Genomic DNA, 18,175 nt, shown 5'->3' with positions numbered 1-18,175 from the left:
AGAGGGAGGCTTCAAGCCTCCCTCTTTCATTTGTGTCTATTTGCTGGCGGTGATCCCCGTTTGCCTCACCCGTCTGCGTGACTCAGGGGGAGAGGTGTGCCAGGGCCTGGCGGCAGCGCTGTTCGGCCGCCTCCAGCTCCAGCAGGACCATCTGGATATCTTCCAGCTGTTGCTGCAGGGTCTCCCGCTTGTCGGCCACCAGCCCCAGCATGGTCTGCAACTGGGAGCGGCTGCTCTTGTCCGCATCGTAGAGATCGAACAGCTCCCGGATCTCTGCGAGGCTGAAGCCCAGACGCTTGCCACGCAGGGTCAGCTTGAGCCGCACCCTGTCCTGACGGCTGTAGATCCTGTGCTGTCCCTGGCGGGTGGGGTTGAGCAGGCCCTGATCCTCGTAGAAGCGGATGCTGCGGGTGGTCACATCGAACTCGCGAGCCAGTTCGCTGATGCTGAAGGTGCGGGTGTCGTCCCTGGATTTGGTCATGGGGCTGTCTTGGCTGCCATCTGGTTGTCAATGCAGGCTGGCACCTTACCCAAACGTCAACTTCCCCGCAAGTCTTGTTCCCGTCGCGGCCGCGACATATGTTATCCCGATGTAACAAGGAGAGTGCTATCGATGGATATCGTGATTGTGGCGGCCAAACGTACCCCCATGGGGGCCTTCCAGGGGGCCCTGAGCGGGCTCGGTGCCCCCGAGCTTGGCGCTTGCGCCATCCGCGCCGCGCTGGCGCAGGCCGGGATGACGGGGGAGCAGGTCAATGAGGTCTATATGGGGAACGTGTTGAGCGCAGGGGTCGGCCAGGCGCCAGCCCGTCAGGCGGCGCTCAAGGGGGGGCTGCCGGACAGCGTGCCCTGCACCACCATCAACAAGGTGTGCGGCTCCGGCATGAAGGCGGTGATGCTGGCGGCGGACAGCCTGCGCCTGGGGGAGGCCGAGGTCGTGGTGGCGGGGGGCATGGAGAGCATGAGCCGCGCACCCTATCTGCTGGACAAGGCGCGCAGCGGTTTTCGCATGGGGCACCAGAGCGTGCTCGATCACATGTTCCTGGACGGCTTGCAGGATGCCTACGAAGGCTATCTGATGGGTCATTACGCCCAGTTGAGTGCCGATCGCAGCGGACTGACCCGGGCCGACATGGATGCCTTTGCCATCGCCTCCCTGGAGCGGGCGCTGACGGCGCAGCGCAGCGGTGCCTTTGCCGCGGAACTGGCTCCCGTCATGACCGCTGACCACACCCTGCTGCTGGCCGAGGATGAGCAACCGGGCAAGGCCAGGCCCGACAAGATCCCCGGCCTCAAGCCGGCCTTCAGCAAGCACGGTACCATCACGGCGGCCAATGCCAGCTCCATCTCGGACGGGGCGGCAGTCCTGGTAGTGATGCGGGGCGAGAGCGCTGCCCGGCTCGGATTGCCGGCGCTGGCCAGGGTAGTGGGTTACCAGAGTCACGCCGCCTTGCCGGCGGAGTTTACCAGTGCCCCCGTCGGCGCCATCGACAAGTTGCTGGCCCGGGTGGGCTGGTCGGTGGAGGAGGTGGACCTGTTCGAGGTGAACGAGGCATTCGCCATGGTGAGCATGCTGGCGATGGCCGGGTGCGGCATTCCCCATCACAAGTTGAACGTGAACGGCGGGGCCTGTGCGCTGGGGCACCCTCTTGGCGCCAGTGGCGCCCGCATCCTGGTGACCCTGATCCATGCCCTGCGTGCCCGCGGGCTCAGGCGAGGGGTGGCGAGCCTGTGCATCGGGGGAGGGGAGGCAACGGCCATCGCCATCGAGGCAGGCTGAATGCGTGGGTGAGATTGCTGCGGGTTGATGACATGACAACGTCCCTTCAAGAGGGACGTTGTCATGTCTGGCGGGAGTGGACCGGTTACTCTTCCATGGCCTGAAGCTGCTGGTTGACCCAGGCGGTGGCGCTCAGATAGAGGTGGCTGACCTTCTCTTCGTTGAGGCCGAGCCGGACGGTGTTGGCGGCGACCCGCTGCCAGTCGGCTTTCTCGAAATCTTCACAGAACGCCAGGTAGAACCCGAGCTTGCCCTTGCGGGTGAGCAGGGCGGCACGAATGTCGTCGGTCAGGGGAATGGAGCCGAGCAGCTGATCCAGCGGTTCTCCCATGAGCACGTCCAGCAGGGAGAAGAGGCCGGTGACAAAGGCTTGCTGTGCCTGCTCTGCGGGCGCATGGGTCTGGGCCAGCAGTTCGCAGAACCGGGCTCGGATGAGGGACATCTGATGGAGCTCGGCGCTCTTTTCACTCCCCGCACTGGTGGCGGCGATCAGGGCGACGAAGCGCTTGAGCTGGGCGTGCCCCAGGGAACTTGCGGCCTGGCGAAACGAGGCGATGGGTTGGGGGAAGCGCTTGAGGTGGTTGATGTAGCGCAACAGCTTGAGGGAGAGGGTGAGATCCTGGTTGAGCAGTTGCCCAATCTTGTCCAGATCCGGTTCGGTCTGATTGACCACCTCGAGCAGCTGCATCACCACCAGCTGGGCCGGCGGTATGGTGGGCTGTTGCACCATCTGGGGGCGGCTGAAGAAAAATCCCTGGAACAGGGTGACGCCGAGCTGCTTCATCCGCTCGAACTCGGCCTGATCCTCGACTTTCTCGGCCAGATAGGTGAGGGGCAGGTGGCGATGATTCGCCATGAAGTGCTCGATGCAGGGTTGCGGCGTGCTGCGCAGGTCGAACTTGATGATATGGATGTAGGGGAGGAACCTGTCCCAGTCTGAGACCATGGTGAAGTCATCCAGCGCTAACCGATAGCCCAGCCCATAGAGCTGGATCACTTTCTCCAGCAGCGCATCGTCGGGCTCGGCATCCTCCAGGATCTCGATCACCACCTTGTCACGGGGGAGGCATTCGGCCAATCCGTCCAGCAACAGGGAGTGGGGGAAATTGATGTAGCAGGGGTGATCCCCGATGAGCTGATCGATGTTCTGCTGCAAGAACTGCTCGGCAACCAGCCTGGAAGTGGCCTGCTGTGCGGAGACGGAGGGAAATACATTGTCCAGGCTGTCGCGAAACAGCAGCTCATAGGCTTGGGTGTTCAACTCCCGATCCAGAATGGGCTGCCTTGCTACATAGGAATACATGCATCTCTCCACCATGGTTACAGGCTTGATTCTATGGTGAAGCGGATCACTATGCCAGTGCCGACCGGTCGGGAAGGTCAACAACTGGCATACTATTTGTCAGGAAACCCGGGGTGTCAGAACAGGTAGTTGAGCTGCAGGCCGGCGAGCCAGGCATCCCCTTCCGAGGTGCCATTGAAGGTGGAGGTGGTCTGCGGGATGCCGGGCCTGAGCTGCATGGTTTCGCTCACGTCCACCTTCTTGCCGTCGATCAGGGTCAGCCCCAGATCCAGCGAGAGGTGGCGGTCAATCTGGTAGCCCACGCCAGCGCTGTACCAGACCCGATCCGAGTCGGGGATGGAGATGGTGCGGCGATCCGCCGGGACCGGGCTGCGGTCGTAGGCGATACCGGAGCGCAATTGCCACTGGGGGGCCAGCTGGTAGGTCATCCCCAGGGCATAGCGCCAACTGTCTTCCCAGTGCTCCTCCTTGATGTGCATGGTGCCGTGGTGGTCGAGCTCGGATTCGAGCTGCACGAATTTGCTCCAGTTGGTCCAGTTGATGCTCGAATGCAGCGCCAGGGCCGGGGTGAGTTGATGGAACAGAGCCAGCTCGGCGGTGGCGGGCAGGGGCAGATCCAGGCTGCCGGTATCGGTGAAGGGCTGGCCCTTCTGATCGATGCCGATGGCGTCACCGGAGAGGGTCAGGGTGATGTCGTGGCGATAGGAGAGACCGATGCGGGTTGCCTGCGACAACTCAAGCAGGGTGCCCAGGTTCCAGCCCATGGCCCAGCCATCCCCTTTCAGGTGCTTGGCTATCTGGTTGTTGGAGGGGAAGGTGCCGCCCACTTCCCCTTCCCCCTGAATGGCGGAGAGACCGGCCCCGACGGACCAGACGCGGTTGATGCGATAGGCCAGGGAGGCCCCCAGATCCATGGTCTTGATGTCGGAGACGTTGCCGAAGTGACCGGCGTTGTAGTTGTCCGGCATCTTGACCCCGAGTCCGTAATAGGAGGTGGCGGCAAGCCCGAGGCGCCATTGCTCGTTGAGGGGCACGATGAGATAGGCGTTGGGTACCCAGGCGTCACCCGCAATGTCGTGGGCTCCGGCATCCAGACTGACCGGCCCCTGGGGGGTAGGCACCCGGGTGGTGCCCTCTATGTTGACGTCGGGGTGCACATGGATGACGCCGCCGGAGAAGGCCAGGGTATCGAACCGGGTCATGGCGGCGGCATTGCGGGAGAGCACGCTGGCATTGTCGGCGATGGCGGCTTCACCCGCGAAGGCTCGCCCCATGCCGGTGGCGGATTGCTCCGCGAGCTGGAAGCCGGCAGCCTGCACCTGGCTCGACAGCAGCAAGAGGGCTATGAGGGAGGGTTTGAACGTCGGATGCATGGTCTTTCCTCGGGATGAACTGGGTGTTCATTCTGTTATTCGGTTGGGGCCGGGATTTTATATGGTATGACCAGCAAGGCAACGGGGAGAGCGGAACGTGCAGCAAAACGGGATTAAATGCTGAAAGAAATACCCATAACAGCTTGATAAAAAAAGAAAAGAGTACAGTTGTTTACTACAGCTGTGCGCTCAATTGGCGAAATTGGATAAAAAAAGAGCGCCCTGGGGCGCTCTCGATGATGACGTGAAAATCAGAATTTCATGTTGAACTGGGCGGAAGCCAGCAGGGCGTTGCCATGGGAGGTGCCCTTCCAGCGCAGCGCATCGCTGTGGTTGCGCAGGCCTTCGTTCACGTCCACTTCCTTGCCGTCCAGATAGGCCATGCCGAAGTCGAGGCTCATGTCCGGGTTGATGTGGTAGGTGGCACCGGCGCTGTACCAGATACGGTCGGAGTCAGGAATGCTCAGGCTGCGGTATTCCGGCTCGATGGGGCTGTTGTCGTAGGCGAAGCCGATACGGGCTTCCCAGGACGGGTTGACGTACCAGGTACCGCCCAGGGCGTAACGGGCAGAGTCCTTGAACTTCTCGTCTTTTTGCAGGCAGACACCGCCGGCGCAGTTGCTGCTGGTGGCCTTGAGCTCCTGGAAGGCGCTCCAGTCGGTCCAGTTCACGGAGTAGTGGACAGCGAATTGCTGGTTCAGGCGGTGGTAGCCTGCGAATTCGGCCTGGGCCGGCAGATCCAGTTTCAGGTTGCCATCGACGACGCGGTTGCCGGAGGTGGCACCCTGGAAGTCGCCGTCAAAGCTCAAGTCCACCTGGGAGCGGTAGGTCAGGGCGAGACGGTTGTTGTCGTTGATCTCGTACAGGGTGCCGACGTTCCAGCCAAAGCCCCAGGTGTCGCCCTTCAGGTGAGCCAGACGGGTATCGGAGTTGGCACCTGGAATGGCAGCGGAGAGCGCACCGGCATAACGGTTCAGCTCGGCGGCGGCGTAGACGGCATTGATGCCGGCACCGACGCTGAAGCTGGAGTTGATGCGATAGGCGATGTTGGGGTTGATGTTGAAGGTCAGCAGCTCGGTGTCACCGGCGCCAGCACCGGCCGCGAAGGTCTTGGAATATTCGGTGGAGAGGCCGTAGTTGGAGAAGAGGCCGATCCCCCAGGCCCACTGATCGTTCAGGGGCTGGATGAAGTAGGTGGCCGGCACGAAGGCATCGGGGGCGATGTCGCTCTCGCTGGACGGAGCCAGCTTGGTGGAGCCGGCATAGATGTCGCCAGCCACGTCCACGTCGGGCTTGATATAGGTGCCGGATACAGACAGTGCCATCTTGTCGAAGGTGGTCATGGCCGCCGGGTTGCGGGACAGCACGGCCGCGTTGTCGGCGATGGCTGCTTCACCTGCGTAGGCGCGCCCCAGACCGGAGGCCGAGTGCTCGTTCAGCTGGAACGCGGCGGCGAAGGTCTGGGTGCTGGCCAGGGTCACGGCCGCAGCGATCAGGCTTTTCTTGAAAAAGGCAGTTGTCATAGTGTTCTCTCTTTGTAAGCAGATTTTCTGTCGACATCGCGGCTCTTTGGCGGCTATTGACGACATGATCTGTTGTTATGTCAGCTTCTTCCCATTCATTGCTGGCGTGATTCTATGGATCTGGTAGGAGGTAAGAAATCAGACCAGTGACAGCAGAATACATAAAAGTTTCCATTGTGTTAATCATTTGTTTTAACTTGCCGTTTTATTAGGCTGATTTATCTATTATTGGATAAATAAAGCACAATGGTGCCATTTGAGTCATTTAAAATTAATGGTAGAAATGTGACTTCGCGCGGGCAATGGGCGGGAACATGCGGGGATGTGGGGATGAACAGGCAGACAATGAGGATGTCTGCCTGTGATGTGGCTGAGGCGGAGGACGAGTCAGCTTGGGTCAAGGTCTGTTAAATGGACCAGTGCAGGCGTGACTCAAGCTGGCGGGCAACCGGGGCGAGGGGCTCCTGCATGTCTCCGATGAGCACCATGTTGGCCCCCTTGAGCGGCAGTATCTCCCCCTTGAGGGTCCCGTCTGCAAAATCGGGCTGGATCGTCAGTGGCAGATGCTTGGGGACGAGGAACAGGGTGACCGGTCCCATCTTGCCCTGGAGCACCATGTGCAGGGCCGGTCCCTGGTAGAAGGCGCAGTGGTTGACATAGGTTACCTTCATGCCCGGCATCTCGCTCAGGGTGGCACCATATTTCTCCATTTTTGCGTTGATGGTGTGCAGGCTGACCCGCTCATCCACCGCATGAATGAAGGGCTCTTCCCCATAAACGTGGGACATGGCGACTTGAGCCAGCGACAGGGTGTCCGGTGCCACAGGCCAGCTGATCCAGCGGGTGCTCATGCCGAGCAGGAAGGCGACCGAGGCCGCGATGGCCAGAGCGCGCCATTGCGTGCGTGCAGGAGTGACGGGTAGCGAGACCACCTGCTCCTCTTCGGCTGCCATCGCCTGCCTGAGCAGGATCCGCTCCGCAAGACCGGCTGGTACGTCCACTTCCAGGGTGCTGCGCACCTGGCGCTCGAGCTGCTGCATCTCGTCCAGATGCTTGCGATTGGCCGGTGACGCCTCGGCGGCTTTCAGGAAGGCGGGATCCCTGTCCGAGGGGTGAGTGATGGCCCGGCGGCGAAATTCAAGCTCATCCATTGGTGTGTCCTCTCTGTTGTTTCGCAGACTCCATGGCCTCTTTTATCTGGTTGCGGGCGCGAAACAGCCTTGTCATGACGGTGTTCTTGTTCAGGCCGAGTTGCTCGGCGATCTCCTCCCCGCTGAATCCCCCCAGTACCTGCAGCAGCAGCGGCTCCTGATACTCGGCAGGCAGGCGGGCGATGTGGCGCCTGAGCCATTCGTGCTCCATCTCCTGCTCGCTTGGCAGGACACCCTGATCCCGCAGGGGGTGCTCGTCGAGGTCGACGAGATCGAACTGCTTTCGCTCAAAGCGGCGTGCATTCTCCCGCCGCAATATGGTGATGAGCCACGCCTTAGCAGCCTTGTCGTCCAGCAGGGTATCTATCGCCTTCCAGGCGCGCAGGAAAGTCTCCTGCACCAGATCCTCGGCGATTTGCGGATCCCGGCACAGCCAGTAGGCGTAGCGGTAGATGTCTCCGTGCAGGGCGTGCACCAGGGCTTCGTACTTGGTTTGTTTGTCTGCCATCTCCCCATAGACCGGAGAAGCGCAGGGATCCTTTCCCGTGTCGGCCCTTTTTCTTCTGAAAAAACCTAACGCCATAAAGGGGTGTCCTGTTTCATGAGGGGCGCATCATGCACGCATCCACGCCAGTATTCGAAGACCATAGGCTATCGCAAAGCTCTCCCAGGTGCACAACTCCCTGGCGAGCGCCTGCCTGGGCAGGTGTTCGCCAGGGACTCGCTTGGGGGAAAAACAGGCCCGATCCAGGCCGTCCAGCAGCGCCCCCATGGCGGGGTCGCGGTGACAGGGCAGCCTGGCCAGATGCAGACAGGGGGTGTCCCAGCGCAGGACGGCCCAGGTCAGCAGGGTTTCCCTGGCCTCGTCAGGAGAGCCCGTGGCGAGGGCCCGTTGCAGGCGATAGAAGGCGTGCCAGCGCGGCCAGCGGCGCATGAATGCCCGCAGCAGGATGGCCAGGAGCACCCAATAGAGATACTGGACCCCTGGTGCGGGGGAGGCGGGAGTGGCGCTCTCCCTTGCCGTGAACACCAGAGGATGTGCGGGCAGGCGCGCCTCCTCGATGCGACCGCTCTGGGTGTTGAACCAGCGCAGGGTCTGGGGGGGCAGCACATAGCGCCCCGCCTCGTCGGCGGTCAGGGCCTGGCGCCACTGGCGCTCGAAGCGTAGCGCCCCCTCGGCCACGAATCGCTCCTGTTGCTGCTCGCCGTCCGGCTTCATGGAGAGGCCGGCGGGCAGGGGCGGGGCCGGCAAGGGGGGCAGGCGGTTGCCATCCCCCCCTTCCATCACCAGGGTGAGGGTGCGGATCACCGGCTCACCCACCCTGGCCTGGGCCGGGCTGAACTGCTGGCGCAACACCAGGCTGCTCGCCACCGGCTCCAGGGGGGCCTTGTCCACCTTGATGAAGAGGGTCGCCGCCCTGGCGGACAGCAGATCCCCCGCGTTGCCCGGCGCGGTCGCACCGGCCTGGTCCTGGGGCGGCAACCGCCCCTGAAAGCGGGGGGATTCGACGGGATGGAGCCCGGGTCCTTTGGCCTGCAGCAGCCATTTTCGCGTGAGACGCCCGGGCAGGCCGGGGCTGGTGGGAGAGTCCCAGCGGTCCTCGCCAAGGCGGCGAATGGTAAAGGCCGGGGTGATGGGCTCGCCGAGGTTGGGGGCCTCCAGGTTGGCAGGCAGCCAGAGGGTCAGCTCATAGATGAAGGGCTGGCCGGGGTAGAGATTCCCCTCATGGAGCACCCGGGCCTGCAGCTCGACCGGAGAGAATACCGGGTCTTGTGTCGGCATCAGGGTGCCGTCCAGGGAACGTGTCGGCACCGCCAGGGAGGGGGTGAGATCGGCGCCAAGGGGCAGGGAGGGCACCTGGCGCGGGCTGGTATCGAGCAGGTGCAGGGGGATCTGCCAGCGGGTCAGGCTGCGGCTCTGGGCACTGACCCGCTGTATGCTGACCCGCCCGACCGCAAACTGGCGCAGCAGCGGTTGCAGGTTGAGATCCTCATCGCGGTGCAGCCCGTCGGCTTCGATGACGAGCAGCCAGTCGCGCTCGCTCGCCCCCGGCAACAGCTCGGCCTCGACAGGGGCGGCCTGCACCCGCATGGCGCACAGGGCGAGCAGCAGCCAGCAGCCGATCCGGGGGGAGAGCAAGCGCTGCACGAGGATCACCAGGGCTCCTCCACCTTGATCAGGGGGCGGCGCAGGGCCTCCTTGCGAAGGCGCTGCTCCAGCAGCAGCACGGGGGGCGCCGGGGGGCGGGGAGCCTCTGAGGCGCGGACGGGGTCGGGAGTGTCGGCCTGCTCCGGGGCATTTGCCGAGGGAGTTGTCTGCGGCGGGTTGGCCCGCAGCAGGGCCAGGTTGTGCAAGGCATCCCTGTGCCCAGGTTCAAGGCGAAGGGCGCTCAGATAGGCCTGCTCCGCGGCGGCAAGGTCCCCGAGCCAGACCAGGGCATTGCCCCTGTTGTAGTGGGCGGTGGCGCTGTTTGCCCTGCCATAGGCGGCGACGGCCCTGGCGTAATCCCCGGCTCTATACCAGGCGTTGCCTTGCCAGACCGGATCCTGGAAGGCGTTGGCCGCTTCCCGATAGTGTCCCTGGCGATAAGCCTGCCAGCCTGCTTCATCTTGTCGGGAGGCCGCCTGCAGGGAAGGGGGCGCGACGCCAATGACGAGGATCACCAGCAGCCAGTGGGCGCCGATCCGTGCCAGCAGCGCCAGGGGGAGCAAGGGGATGAGCAGCCAGGGGCCGAGATCCCGGGATTGCCCCTGCGTCAGGGTCTGGCCCATGGGCAAGGGGGCAAAGCGGGGCAGGCCGGAATCAAGCCAGGCCAGCCTGCCTCCGGTACTGGCGGCAAGGGCGGTCATGGCCTCCTCGTCGGGCAACCGGGTCTCCTTGCCCCCGCTGGCCAGCAAGATGTCGAGCCGCGGGGCCGAGCCTGCCTTGCAGAACAGGTCGTTGAGGCAGGGCCAGAGGGCGGCGATGCGATCGCGCGCTGTCCCGGAGAGGCCGTCGGTCACGAGCAGTAGACGGGCGGACTGGCCCGGCGGGATCAGGGTGAGGGCCAGGGCCACGGCGCGCTCGGGGGCGCTGCCCTGGACAGGCATGATGGCCGGGCGCAGGTCCGGCAGCAGCAGGGCGATGGCCTGATGATCCCGGGTGGGAGGCATGGCGAGGTAGGCATCCCCGGCAAATAGAATGAGGGCGATGGGATGGGCCGCGTCCTGCCGCGCTATGTCGGCCAGCATCTCCTGCAATCCCAGCCTCACCCGGGTTGCCCGGTCCGGCGCCAGATCCTGCGCCAGCATGGAGTCGGAGAGATCCAGCAGCCAGATATCGAGGGCCGGGCTCGGCATGGGGAGACTCTGTTGGCGCAGGGCGGGGCCCGAGAGCGCCAGGATCACCGGCAGACAGGCAAGCCAGCGCCAGGGGATGGCCCGATGGCGGCTCGGCAGCAGATAGGCCTGCATGGCCGGGGAGAGCAAGCCGGGATCGCGGCGGCGGCGCCACCCCTGCCACAGCCAGGGGATCAGGGCCAGCAACCAGAGGGGGCGCAGCAAGGTCAGCTCCATGGTGCCACCGTCATGACCAGCCTACTCATGGGATGGCCTGTGTGACAGGGGGATGCGCCAGCGGGCTGGCCAGCAGAGCAGCAGCCAGGCCAGGGCCAGTGGCCAGGGGTAGAGCTCCTGGTGGGGCCGGGAGAGGGTCTGGGGCCGGGCGAGGGGCTCCAGGGTGTCGATGGCCTGGTTGATGGCGGCGAGATCGCCCCGGTTGCGGGCGCGAAAATAGCGGCCTCCTCCCAGTGTCGCCAGCTGCTGCAACAGGGCTTCATCCAGTTCGGCACTGGGATCGGCATCCCCTGCGGGCGCGGCGAAGGTGTCGGGGTCGGCGCCCACCCCCAGGGTATAGAGACGGATGCCTGCTTTGGCGGCGAGCCGGGCCTCGGTCAGGGGATCCGCATTGCCCGAGGTATTGCGCCCGTCCGTCACCAGCAGCAGGGCGGTGGGGCGGGTGGGGTCGGCGTGCTGGCGTGCCAGCAGGATGGCTTCCCCCAGGGCCGTGGTGCGCCCCACCAGATCGAAATCGAGCTCCCTGGCCAGGGTGAGCAGGGCCCCGGTCTCCTGGGTGAGGGGGGAGAGCAGATAGGCGTGATCGGCAAAGACGACGAGGGCGATGCGATCCCCCGGGCGGGAGGCGACAAGGTTGCTTATCTGCTGGCGCACCGCGGCAAGCCTGTCCGTTTGCTCTCCGTCATCCAGCATGTCCTGGGTGCGCATGCTGTCGGAGAGATCCACCGCCAGGATGAGGTCCCGGCTGCTCTGGTAGTGAATGATCGGGGGCTCCTGCCACTGGGGGCGGCACAGGGCCAGTACCAGGGCGCACCAGCAGAGCATCATACGCCACAAGGGCTGCCCCGTCTGGGGCTGGAGCAGGGGAAAACCTCCATGAACGAGCCGGTTTCCTCCCTTGCGCCCCTTCATGGGAGGCAGGCCGAAGCGCACCAGCAGCGGCAAGGCGAGGGCGAGGGAAAACCAGGGCCAGGCGAGGATCATCGCGTACCCTCCGGGGGAGGTGCCCCTCGCTTGCTTGCCGGGAATCGCGGCGCGCTGACGCAGCGTCGCCCCCAGGCGAGATAGGCGAGGCGCAATCTTTTGCGCTGCGCCTCATCGGGCACGCTGCCCCCATAGAGCCAGAGTGGCCACTGGGCGGCAAACTGGGAAAAATCGCTCCCCCCCTTGCTGTCCAGCCAGGCGAGCCAGGCCTCCCCTTGCAGGGGGGCCGCCTCGGGCCAGCGGGCCATGGCCGCTTCTCGCAGGGCATCCTGCAGCCTGGGGACGAGATCGTCGGCCTGCCAGTCTATCCGGTGCGCCCAGCGGCGCTGGCGCCACAGGGTGAGGGCCGTCATGGCGATCAGGCAAGCGGCGGTCGCTGCGATCAGCAGCCCACCGAGGGCCATCAGGCGAGGATCCTGTGCAGGCTCGAGAGCGGGGCCTTGGTGGATGTCGCGCAGCTCGGCACGGATGGCTTGCAAGGCCTCACTGGACGAGGGCTGGCGATATGCATCCGGTGCGGGCACGCCCTGCTCCCCCTTCAAAACAGACGGCATCCGCCCTCCTGCCACTGGCGTTGCAGGGTGGCGCCGTTGTCGAGGCGATAGAGGCGCGTCACCAGGGGCAGTAACTGCTGGCGACAGGCCTCGGCCTGTTCGTCGGCCGCCCTCTGGTAGCGGGCGCGAAAGTGGGGGTCTTCTCCCGCGAGCCAACCGCTGTGTCTGCCTGCCTGCACTGCCAGTTGCCCCTGCTCGGGCAGCGCGGCTTCCAGGGGATCGCGGATCTGCCAGTAGTGGATGTCGTGGCGCAGGCGAAGACGTTGCAACTGCTGGCAGAGTGCCTGGTCCGGTGCCTGGTGATGGCTTATCAGGGTCAATCTGGCCCCGTGGGGCAGGGTGAGTCGTGCCAGGGTCTGGGCCAGCGTCCAGGGCGGGGGGGCGCGATCCAGCCCTGCCTCGTAATGGCGGCAGAGCGCTTCCAGCAGAGGCATGAGAGAGCCGCGCTGGTGCTCTGTGTGGGGGACTGCGCCCTGGCAGATCAAGGTATTGGCCTGTTTCTCCCCCTGCCAGAACAGGGCTGCGGCCAGCTCGCAGCCAAGGCGGGCCTTGAGCTGGGCGCGGGAGCCAAAGTACATGGCGGGTGAGAGATCCAGCAGCAACCAGTGGGCTTGATCCTGCTCTTCCCCGTAGAGGCGGGTGTGGGGGCGGCCGAGGCGGGCGGTGACCCGCCAGTCGATGTGACGTACCTCGTCACCGGCCTGATAGAGGCGAAGCTCCCTGAAATGGAGCCCGGGCTGGCGCCCGATACGCCCCTGGGCCGCCTGATGAATGTGAGCACGCTCGCCCTGGCGCGTCCAGAGGCGCACCGCCAGCAGCCGCTCGAGGGTGAGGGCGATGTCGGGGTGATCCCGGGGCTCGGCGACGGGGGTCATGGCGATAGGGCTGCCTGCGGGGGTCGGCTCAGGGGCATGGAATGGCATCCAGCAGCAGGGCGATGAGCGCCTCGCTATCGAGGTTGTCCGCCAGCGCCTGATAACTCGGGATGAGGCGGTGGCGCAGCACGGTAGGCGCCAGCTGCTGGATGTCTTCGGGCAACACGAAGTCGCGCCCGGCGAGCCAGGCCCGGGCCCGTGCGGCTCTTGCGAGGCCGATGCTGGCTCTGGGACTGGCCCCCACCGCGACCAGGGGGTCTAACTCGGGGCACAGGCCGCTGCCGGGGCGGGTGGCGCACACCAGTTGCACCAGATAGTGTTCGAGGCGCCCCTGCATCTGTACCCCTTGAACGGTGGTACGGGCTTCCAGCAGGTCGGACTGGCTGAGGGTGACCGGCGGCGTCGGCAGGGCGTCGCCGCGGGCGTTGAGTTGAAGGATGGCCAGCTCCATGGCGGGGCTGGGGTAATCCACCAGCAGCTTGAGCAAGAAGCGATCGAGCTGGGCCTCCGGCAGGGGATAGGTCCCTTCCTGTTCGATGGGGTTCTGGGTGGCGGCGACCATGAAGAGGGAGGGCAGGCGCCAGCTCTTCTTGCCCACGGTGATCTGGTGCTCGGCCATGGCCTCCAGCAGGGCGGACTGCACCTTGGCCGGCGCCCGGTTGATCTCGTCCGCCAGCACCAGGTGATTGAACAGGGGGCCGGGTTGAAACACGAAACTCGCATCCTGGGGATGGAAGACCTCGCTGCCGGTGAGATCGGCAGGGAGCAGATCCGGGGTGAACTGGATACGGGCAAAGCGCCCCTCCACGGCGCCGGCCAGCGCCTTGACCGCCCGGGTCTTGGCAAGACCGGGGGCCCCCTCGATCAGCACATGTCCTTCACATAACAGGGCGATCAGCAGCCCCTCGATGAGGGGGCCCTGTCCCAGGATCTGGCTGCCCAGATAGTCTCCAAGTGCTCTGAACTCGGCCGCTGCCATGCGATAAACCCGTTGTTTTTATGGAAGTTGATCTTTTTATACCCCAGTTGGCTCACAAGGGCGAGGGAGGGTGGCAAGATGGGGACAATTTAGTTTCAATCAGCCGTATGAAATTTGTGATTGGATTGTTAAGATGTGGCGCAATGAGGTCAGACCTCTGCCTTTTTAACCCAAGGAGCCAGGATGAAACAGCCATTGAAACTGACGACTCGCCAGGGCGAACGGATAGCCGTCGTGGCGGGTCTGCGCACCCCCTTTGCCAAGCAGGCCACCGCTTTTCACGGCGTGCCTGCGGTGGATCTGGGCAAACTGGTGGTGAGCGAGATGCTCGCCCGCACCGATCTCGACCCCAAGCTCATCGACCAGCTGGTGTTCGGCCAGGTGGTGCAGATGCCGGAAGCGCCAAACATCGCCCGGGAGATCGTGCTTGGCACTGGCATGAGCGTCAGCACCGATGCCTATAGCGTGTCGCGCGCCTGCGCCACCAGTTTCCAGGCGGTGGCCAATGTCACCGAATCCATCATGGCCGGCACGGTGGACATCGCCATCGCCGGCGGTGCCGACTCCTCTTCCGTGCTGCCCATCGGAGTCAGCAAGTCTCTGGCCCGCGCCCTGGTGGATCTCAACAAGGCGCGCAACCTCCAGCAGCGTTTCAATATTCTGCGCCGTCTGCGTCTGAAGGACCTGCTGCCGGTGCCCCCGGCCGTGGCCGAGTATTCCACCGGTCTCTCCATGGGGCAGACCGCCGAGCAGATGGCCAAGACCCACCAGATCAGCCGCGAGGCGCAAGATGCGCTGGCCCACCGCTCCCACACCCTGGCGGCCGAAGCCTGGGCCCAGGGCAAATTGAGTGGCGAGGTGTTCACTGCCCATGTGCCCCCCTACAAGTCGCCGCTGGAGCGGGACAACAACATCCGCGAAAGCTCGGATCTGGCGAGTTACGCCAAGCTCAAACCGGTCTTTGACCGGGCTCACGGTTCGGTGACCGCCGCCAACGCCACTCCGCTTACCGACGGCGCCGCCGCCGTGCTGATGATGCGCGAAGGGCGGGCCCGCGAGCTGGGTCTGGAGCCGTTGGGTTACATCCGCAGCTTCGCGTTTTCCGCCATCGATGTCTGGCAGGACATGCTGATGGGCCCCTCCTATGCCACGCCGCTGGCGCTGGACCGTGCCGGCATCACCCTTGGGGATCTGACCCTCATCGACATGCACGAAGCCTTTGCCGCCCAGACGCTCGCCAACCTCAAGATGTTTGCAAGCGCCGAATTTGCCCGTGACAAGCTGGGCCGGGATCAGGCCATCGGTGAGGTGGACATGGAGAAGTTCAACGTGCTCGGCGGCTCTTTGGCCTTTGGTCACCCCTTTGCCGCCACCGGGGCGCGCATGATCACCCAGACCCTGCATGAACTGCGGCGCCGGGGTGGGGGATTGGGGCTCAACACCGCCTGTGCGGCGGGTGGGCTGGGTGTGGCCATGGTGCTGGAGGTGGAATGATGAGTGCCAAGACTTTTTCTCTGGATATTCGCAAAGACGGCATCGGCATCCTCACCATGGATGTGCCCGGTGAGAGCATGAACACCCTGAAGGCCTCCTTTGCGGACGAGATCCGCACTCTGCTGGCCGAGGTAAAGGGGAACGGGGATCTGATCGGCCTGGTGATCGTCTCCGGCAAGAAGGACTCCTTCGTTGCCGGGGCCGACATCGCCATGCTGGCGGCCTGCACCAGCGCCCAGGATGCCGAAGCGCTGTCCCGGGCCGGACAGGACGTGTTCGCCGAGATCGAAGCCCTGGGGATCCCGGTGATCGCCGCCATTCACGGCCCCTGCCTTGGCGGCGGGCTGGAGCTGGCGCTCGCCTGTCATGGCCGGGTGGTGACCGATCACGGTAAAACCGTGCTGGGCCTGCCGGAAGTGCAGCTCGGCCTGCTGCCAGGCTCCGGCGGTACCCAGCGCCTGCCGCGCCTCATCGGGGTGGCCAAGGCACTGGATCTGATGCTGACCGGCAAGCAGGTGCGGGCCAAACAGGCCAGGAAGCTCGGGCTGGTGGATGACATGGTGCCCCCGTCCATTTTGCTGGAGGCCGCCATCAAGCTTGCCAAGAAGGGCAAGCCGCGCCACCACCTGAAACGGGATCTGCAGGGCAAGGTGCTGGAGACCAACAAATTTGGTCGCAAGGTGCTGTTCGATCAGGCCCGCAAGGGGGTCAAGGCCAAGACCCGGGGCAACTACCCGGCGCCGGAGCGTATCATCGAGGTGGTGCGCATCGGCGTGGAGGAGGGGATGCAGGCCGGCCTGCAGGCCGAGGCCCGCCACTTCGGCGAGCTGGTGATGACGCCGGAATCCGCCGCCCTGCGCTCCCTCTTCTTCGCCACCACGGAGATGAAGAAAGAGGTGAGCTATCAGGGGGCCGAGCCGCGCAAGGTGGGTCATGCCGCCGTGCTGGGGGGCGGCCTGATGGGGGGCGGCATCGCCTTCGTCACCGCCACCAAGGCGAGGGTGCCGGTGCGGATCAAGGATGTGGCGAGCGCCGGCATCGGCAACGCCATGCGCTACAGCTACGACATCCTCGCGAGGAAGCTCAAGCGTCGCCAACTGCTGCGCAGCGAACTGGAGAAACAGATGAGCCTGCTCACCGGCACCCTGGACTACTCCGGCTTCCACCGGGTCGACATGGTGGTGGAGGCGGTGTTCGAGGATATCGATCTCAAGCACCGGATGGTGCAGGACGTGGAGCGCGAGTGCGCTGAGCACACGGTGTTTGCCTCCAACACCTCCTCCCTGCCCATCCACCAGATCGCCTCGGCGGCGACGCATCCGGAGCGGGTGGTGGGGCTGCACTACTTCAGCCCGGTGGACAAGATGCCGCTCGCCGAGATCATTCCCCACGCGGGTACCAGCGCCGAGACGGTGGCCACCACCCTGGCGTTCGCCCGGGCCCAGGGCAAGACCCCCATCGTCGTGAAGGACGAGGCGGGTTTCTACGTCAACCGCATCCTGGCCCCCTACATGAACGAGGCGGCCCGCCTGGTGCTGGAAGGGGAGCCGGTGGAGGTGCTGGACGGCGCCCTGCTCGACTTCGGCTTCCCGGTGGGCCCCATCACCCTGCTGGACGAGGTGGGGATCGACGTGGGGGCCAAGATCTCCCCCATCCTCGAAAAGGAGCTGGGTGGTGAGCAGTTCCAGGCCCCCAAGGCGTTTGACAAGCTGCTGGAAGACGATCGCAAGGGGCGCAAGAACGGCAAGGGCTTCTACCTCTATGGCAAGGCGGCGCCGCGCAACCGGCTCACCGGCAAGGAGGGCAAGAAGACGGTGGACGCGAGCGTCTACGACGTGCTCGGCGTCAAGCCCCAGGCCAGGCTGGCCAGGCAGGAGATCGCCGAGCGCTGCGTGCTGCTGATGCTCAACGAGGCGGCCATGGCGCTCGACAGCGGCGTGGTGGCCTCGGCCCGGGACGGCGACATCGGCGCCATCTTCGGCATCGGCTTCCCGCCGTTCCTGGGCGGCCCCTTCCGCTACATGGACAGCCTCGGCATCGACTATCTGGTGGGGCGCCTCGAGCACCATCAGAAGCGCTTTGGCGACCGCTTTGCCCCCTGTGCGCGGCTCAAGGCGATGGCGGCGGAGCAGCAGCGCTTCTACGGCTGAGGCGTCTGCGTGACAAACAGGCGGGGCGGCCCTGGGTCGCCCCGCCTTTTTTGTCCAAGCCAGGGGCCTCGGGGAGCGGAAAACGGGGTGACAAGGGGCTAAATTATTGATCTGGCGCAAACTGGTGCCCCATTTATTACTTTGGTGGCATAGGACTCAGGCGCGGGTTGAGGTCAAATAGCCTTATCAGGAGCGGGGACTACCCCGTCGCGAAAGGGACACCCATTTCACTGGATGAAGGACACACTATGAGTCTGCTCGAACAAACCATCTGGAACATATTGGGATACGGGGCCATGCCCTTTATCTTTCTGAGTGGCTTCGTGGCCGTGGCAGTCACCTGCTGCCTGCTGCTCAATGCCTTCGGGGTCAAGTCCGCCGAGAAGTGAGTCACTCTCGTTCATGCCGCCAAATGCCAGTCCTCGGACTGGCATTTGTTTTTTGTGTCTCCTGA

Annotated in this window: 16 protein-coding genes; 4 read left to right on the top strand and 12 right to left on the bottom strand. The window is 64.7% G+C overall.

Annotated features, from left to right (window positions below):
• Positions 1 to 82: 82 nt before the first annotated feature.
• Entirely contained in the window at positions 83 to 481 is a 399-nt protein-coding gene (locus J9893_RS20655; RefSeq protein ID WP_010674655.1) for a MerR family DNA-binding transcriptional regulator, read from the bottom strand.
• A 132-nt stretch (positions 482 to 613) separates the two neighbouring features.
• On the opposite strand from J9893_RS20655, the gene J9893_RS20650 reads away from it, so the two are divergent.
• On the top strand, positions 614 to 1,780 hold the full coding sequence (locus J9893_RS20650) for a thiolase family protein (RefSeq protein WP_182721841.1): 1,167 nt from the start codon (positions 614 to 616) through the stop codon (positions 1,778 to 1,780).
• Positions 1,781 to 1,865: 85 nt separating this feature from the next.
• Here the strand turns inward: J9893_RS20650 and J9893_RS20645 are convergent, their stop codons facing one another.
• The 11 genes from J9893_RS20645 to J9893_RS20595 form a co-directional block, all read right to left on the bottom strand.
• Positions 1,866 to 3,083 (bottom strand): EAL domain-containing protein, encoded by a 1,218-nt coding sequence (locus J9893_RS20645; protein ID WP_103858714.1) that lies wholly within the window; start codon positions 3,081 to 3,083, stop codon positions 1,866 to 1,868.
• Between the two features lie 116 nt (positions 3,084 to 3,199).
• Positions 3,200 to 4,456, bottom strand: a complete 1,257-nt coding sequence (locus J9893_RS20640; protein ID WP_182721842.1) for an outer membrane protein transport protein — start codon at positions 4,454 to 4,456, stop codon at positions 3,200 to 3,202.
• Positions 4,457 to 4,707: 251 nt separating this feature from the next.
• Positions 4,708 to 5,979 carry an outer membrane protein transport protein gene (locus J9893_RS20635; RefSeq protein ID WP_045524818.1) on the bottom strand — a complete coding sequence of 424 codons (1,272 nt, stop codon included), beginning with the start codon at positions 5,977 to 5,979 and terminating at the stop codon, positions 4,708 to 4,710.
• Between the two features lie 407 nt (positions 5,980 to 6,386).
• On the bottom strand, positions 6,387 to 7,130 hold the full coding sequence (locus J9893_RS20630; protein ID WP_143237499.1) for a DUF3379 domain-containing protein: 744 nt from the start codon (positions 7,128 to 7,130) through the stop codon (positions 6,387 to 6,389).
• Entirely contained in the window at positions 7,123 to 7,713 is a 591-nt protein-coding gene (locus tag J9893_RS20625) for a sigma-70 family RNA polymerase sigma factor (RefSeq protein WP_080769901.1), read from the bottom strand. Before J9893_RS20625 ends, J9893_RS20630 begins: the two co-directional genes overlap by 8 nt.
• Positions 7,714 to 7,743: 30 nt before the next feature.
• Positions 7,744 to 9,222, bottom strand: a complete 1,479-nt coding sequence (locus tag J9893_RS20620) for a BatD family protein (protein ID WP_182721871.1) — start codon at positions 9,220 to 9,222, stop codon at positions 7,744 to 7,746.
• A 62-nt stretch (positions 9,223 to 9,284) separates the two neighbouring features.
• Positions 9,285 to 10,685, bottom strand: a complete 1,401-nt coding sequence (locus J9893_RS20615; RefSeq protein ID WP_143237500.1) for a tetratricopeptide repeat protein — start codon at positions 10,683 to 10,685, stop codon at positions 9,285 to 9,287.
• A gap of 21 nt (positions 10,686 to 10,706) precedes the next feature.
• Positions 10,707 to 11,669 (bottom strand): VWA domain-containing protein, encoded by a 963-nt coding sequence (locus tag J9893_RS20610; protein ID WP_069784735.1) that lies wholly within the window; start codon positions 11,667 to 11,669, stop codon positions 10,707 to 10,709.
• Positions 11,666 to 12,223: a DUF4381 domain-containing protein gene (locus J9893_RS20605; RefSeq protein ID WP_223925064.1), complete on the bottom strand. Its 558-nt coding sequence runs from the start codon at positions 12,221 to 12,223 to the stop codon at positions 11,666 to 11,668. The genes J9893_RS20610 and J9893_RS20605 overlap by 4 nt, the downstream gene beginning before the upstream one ends.
• Entirely contained in the window at positions 12,208 to 13,098 is an 891-nt protein-coding gene (locus J9893_RS20600; RefSeq protein ID WP_182721843.1) for a DUF58 domain-containing protein, read from the bottom strand. The genes J9893_RS20605 and J9893_RS20600 overlap by 16 nt, the downstream gene beginning before the upstream one ends.
• Positions 13,099 to 13,126: 28 nt before the next feature.
• Positions 13,127 to 14,077 (bottom strand): AAA family ATPase, encoded by a 951-nt coding sequence (locus tag J9893_RS20595; RefSeq protein WP_104455903.1) that lies wholly within the window; start codon positions 14,075 to 14,077, stop codon positions 13,127 to 13,129.
• 183 nt (positions 14,078 to 14,260) lie between these two features.
• Here J9893_RS20595 and fadI point away from each other — a divergent pair, with 183 nt between their 5' ends.
• The 3 genes from fadI to J9893_RS20580 all read left to right on the top strand — a co-directional run bounded on the left by fadI (position 14,261) and on the right by J9893_RS20580 (position 18,110).
• A complete protein-coding gene (gene fadI, locus J9893_RS20590; RefSeq protein WP_010674668.1) occupies positions 14,261 to 15,571 on the top strand; it encodes an acetyl-CoA C-acyltransferase FadI in 1,311 nt (436 codons plus the stop codon).
• Positions 15,571 to 17,721: a fatty acid oxidation complex subunit alpha FadJ gene (gene fadJ / locus J9893_RS20585; protein WP_143237501.1), complete on the top strand. Its 2,151-nt coding sequence runs from the start codon at positions 15,571 to 15,573 to the stop codon at positions 17,719 to 17,721. Before fadI ends, fadJ begins: the two co-directional genes overlap by 1 nt.
• Before the next feature lie 248 nt (positions 17,722 to 17,969).
• Positions 17,970 to 18,110 carry a TIGR02808 family protein gene (locus J9893_RS20580; protein ID WP_005325161.1) on the top strand — a complete coding sequence of 47 codons (141 nt, stop codon included), beginning with the start codon at positions 17,970 to 17,972 and terminating at the stop codon, positions 18,108 to 18,110.
• Positions 18,111 to 18,175 lie beyond the last annotated feature (65 nt).

It is taken from the genome of Aeromonas sp. MaB10011B, assembly GCF_017939325.1.
In the GTDB taxonomy this organism is placed as follows: domain Bacteria; phylum Pseudomonadota; class Gammaproteobacteria; order Enterobacterales; family Aeromonadaceae; genus Aeromonas; species Aeromonas caviae.
Note: the sequence above shows the minus strand (reverse complement) of the source record. Positions and strands in the feature narration are given on the sequence as shown.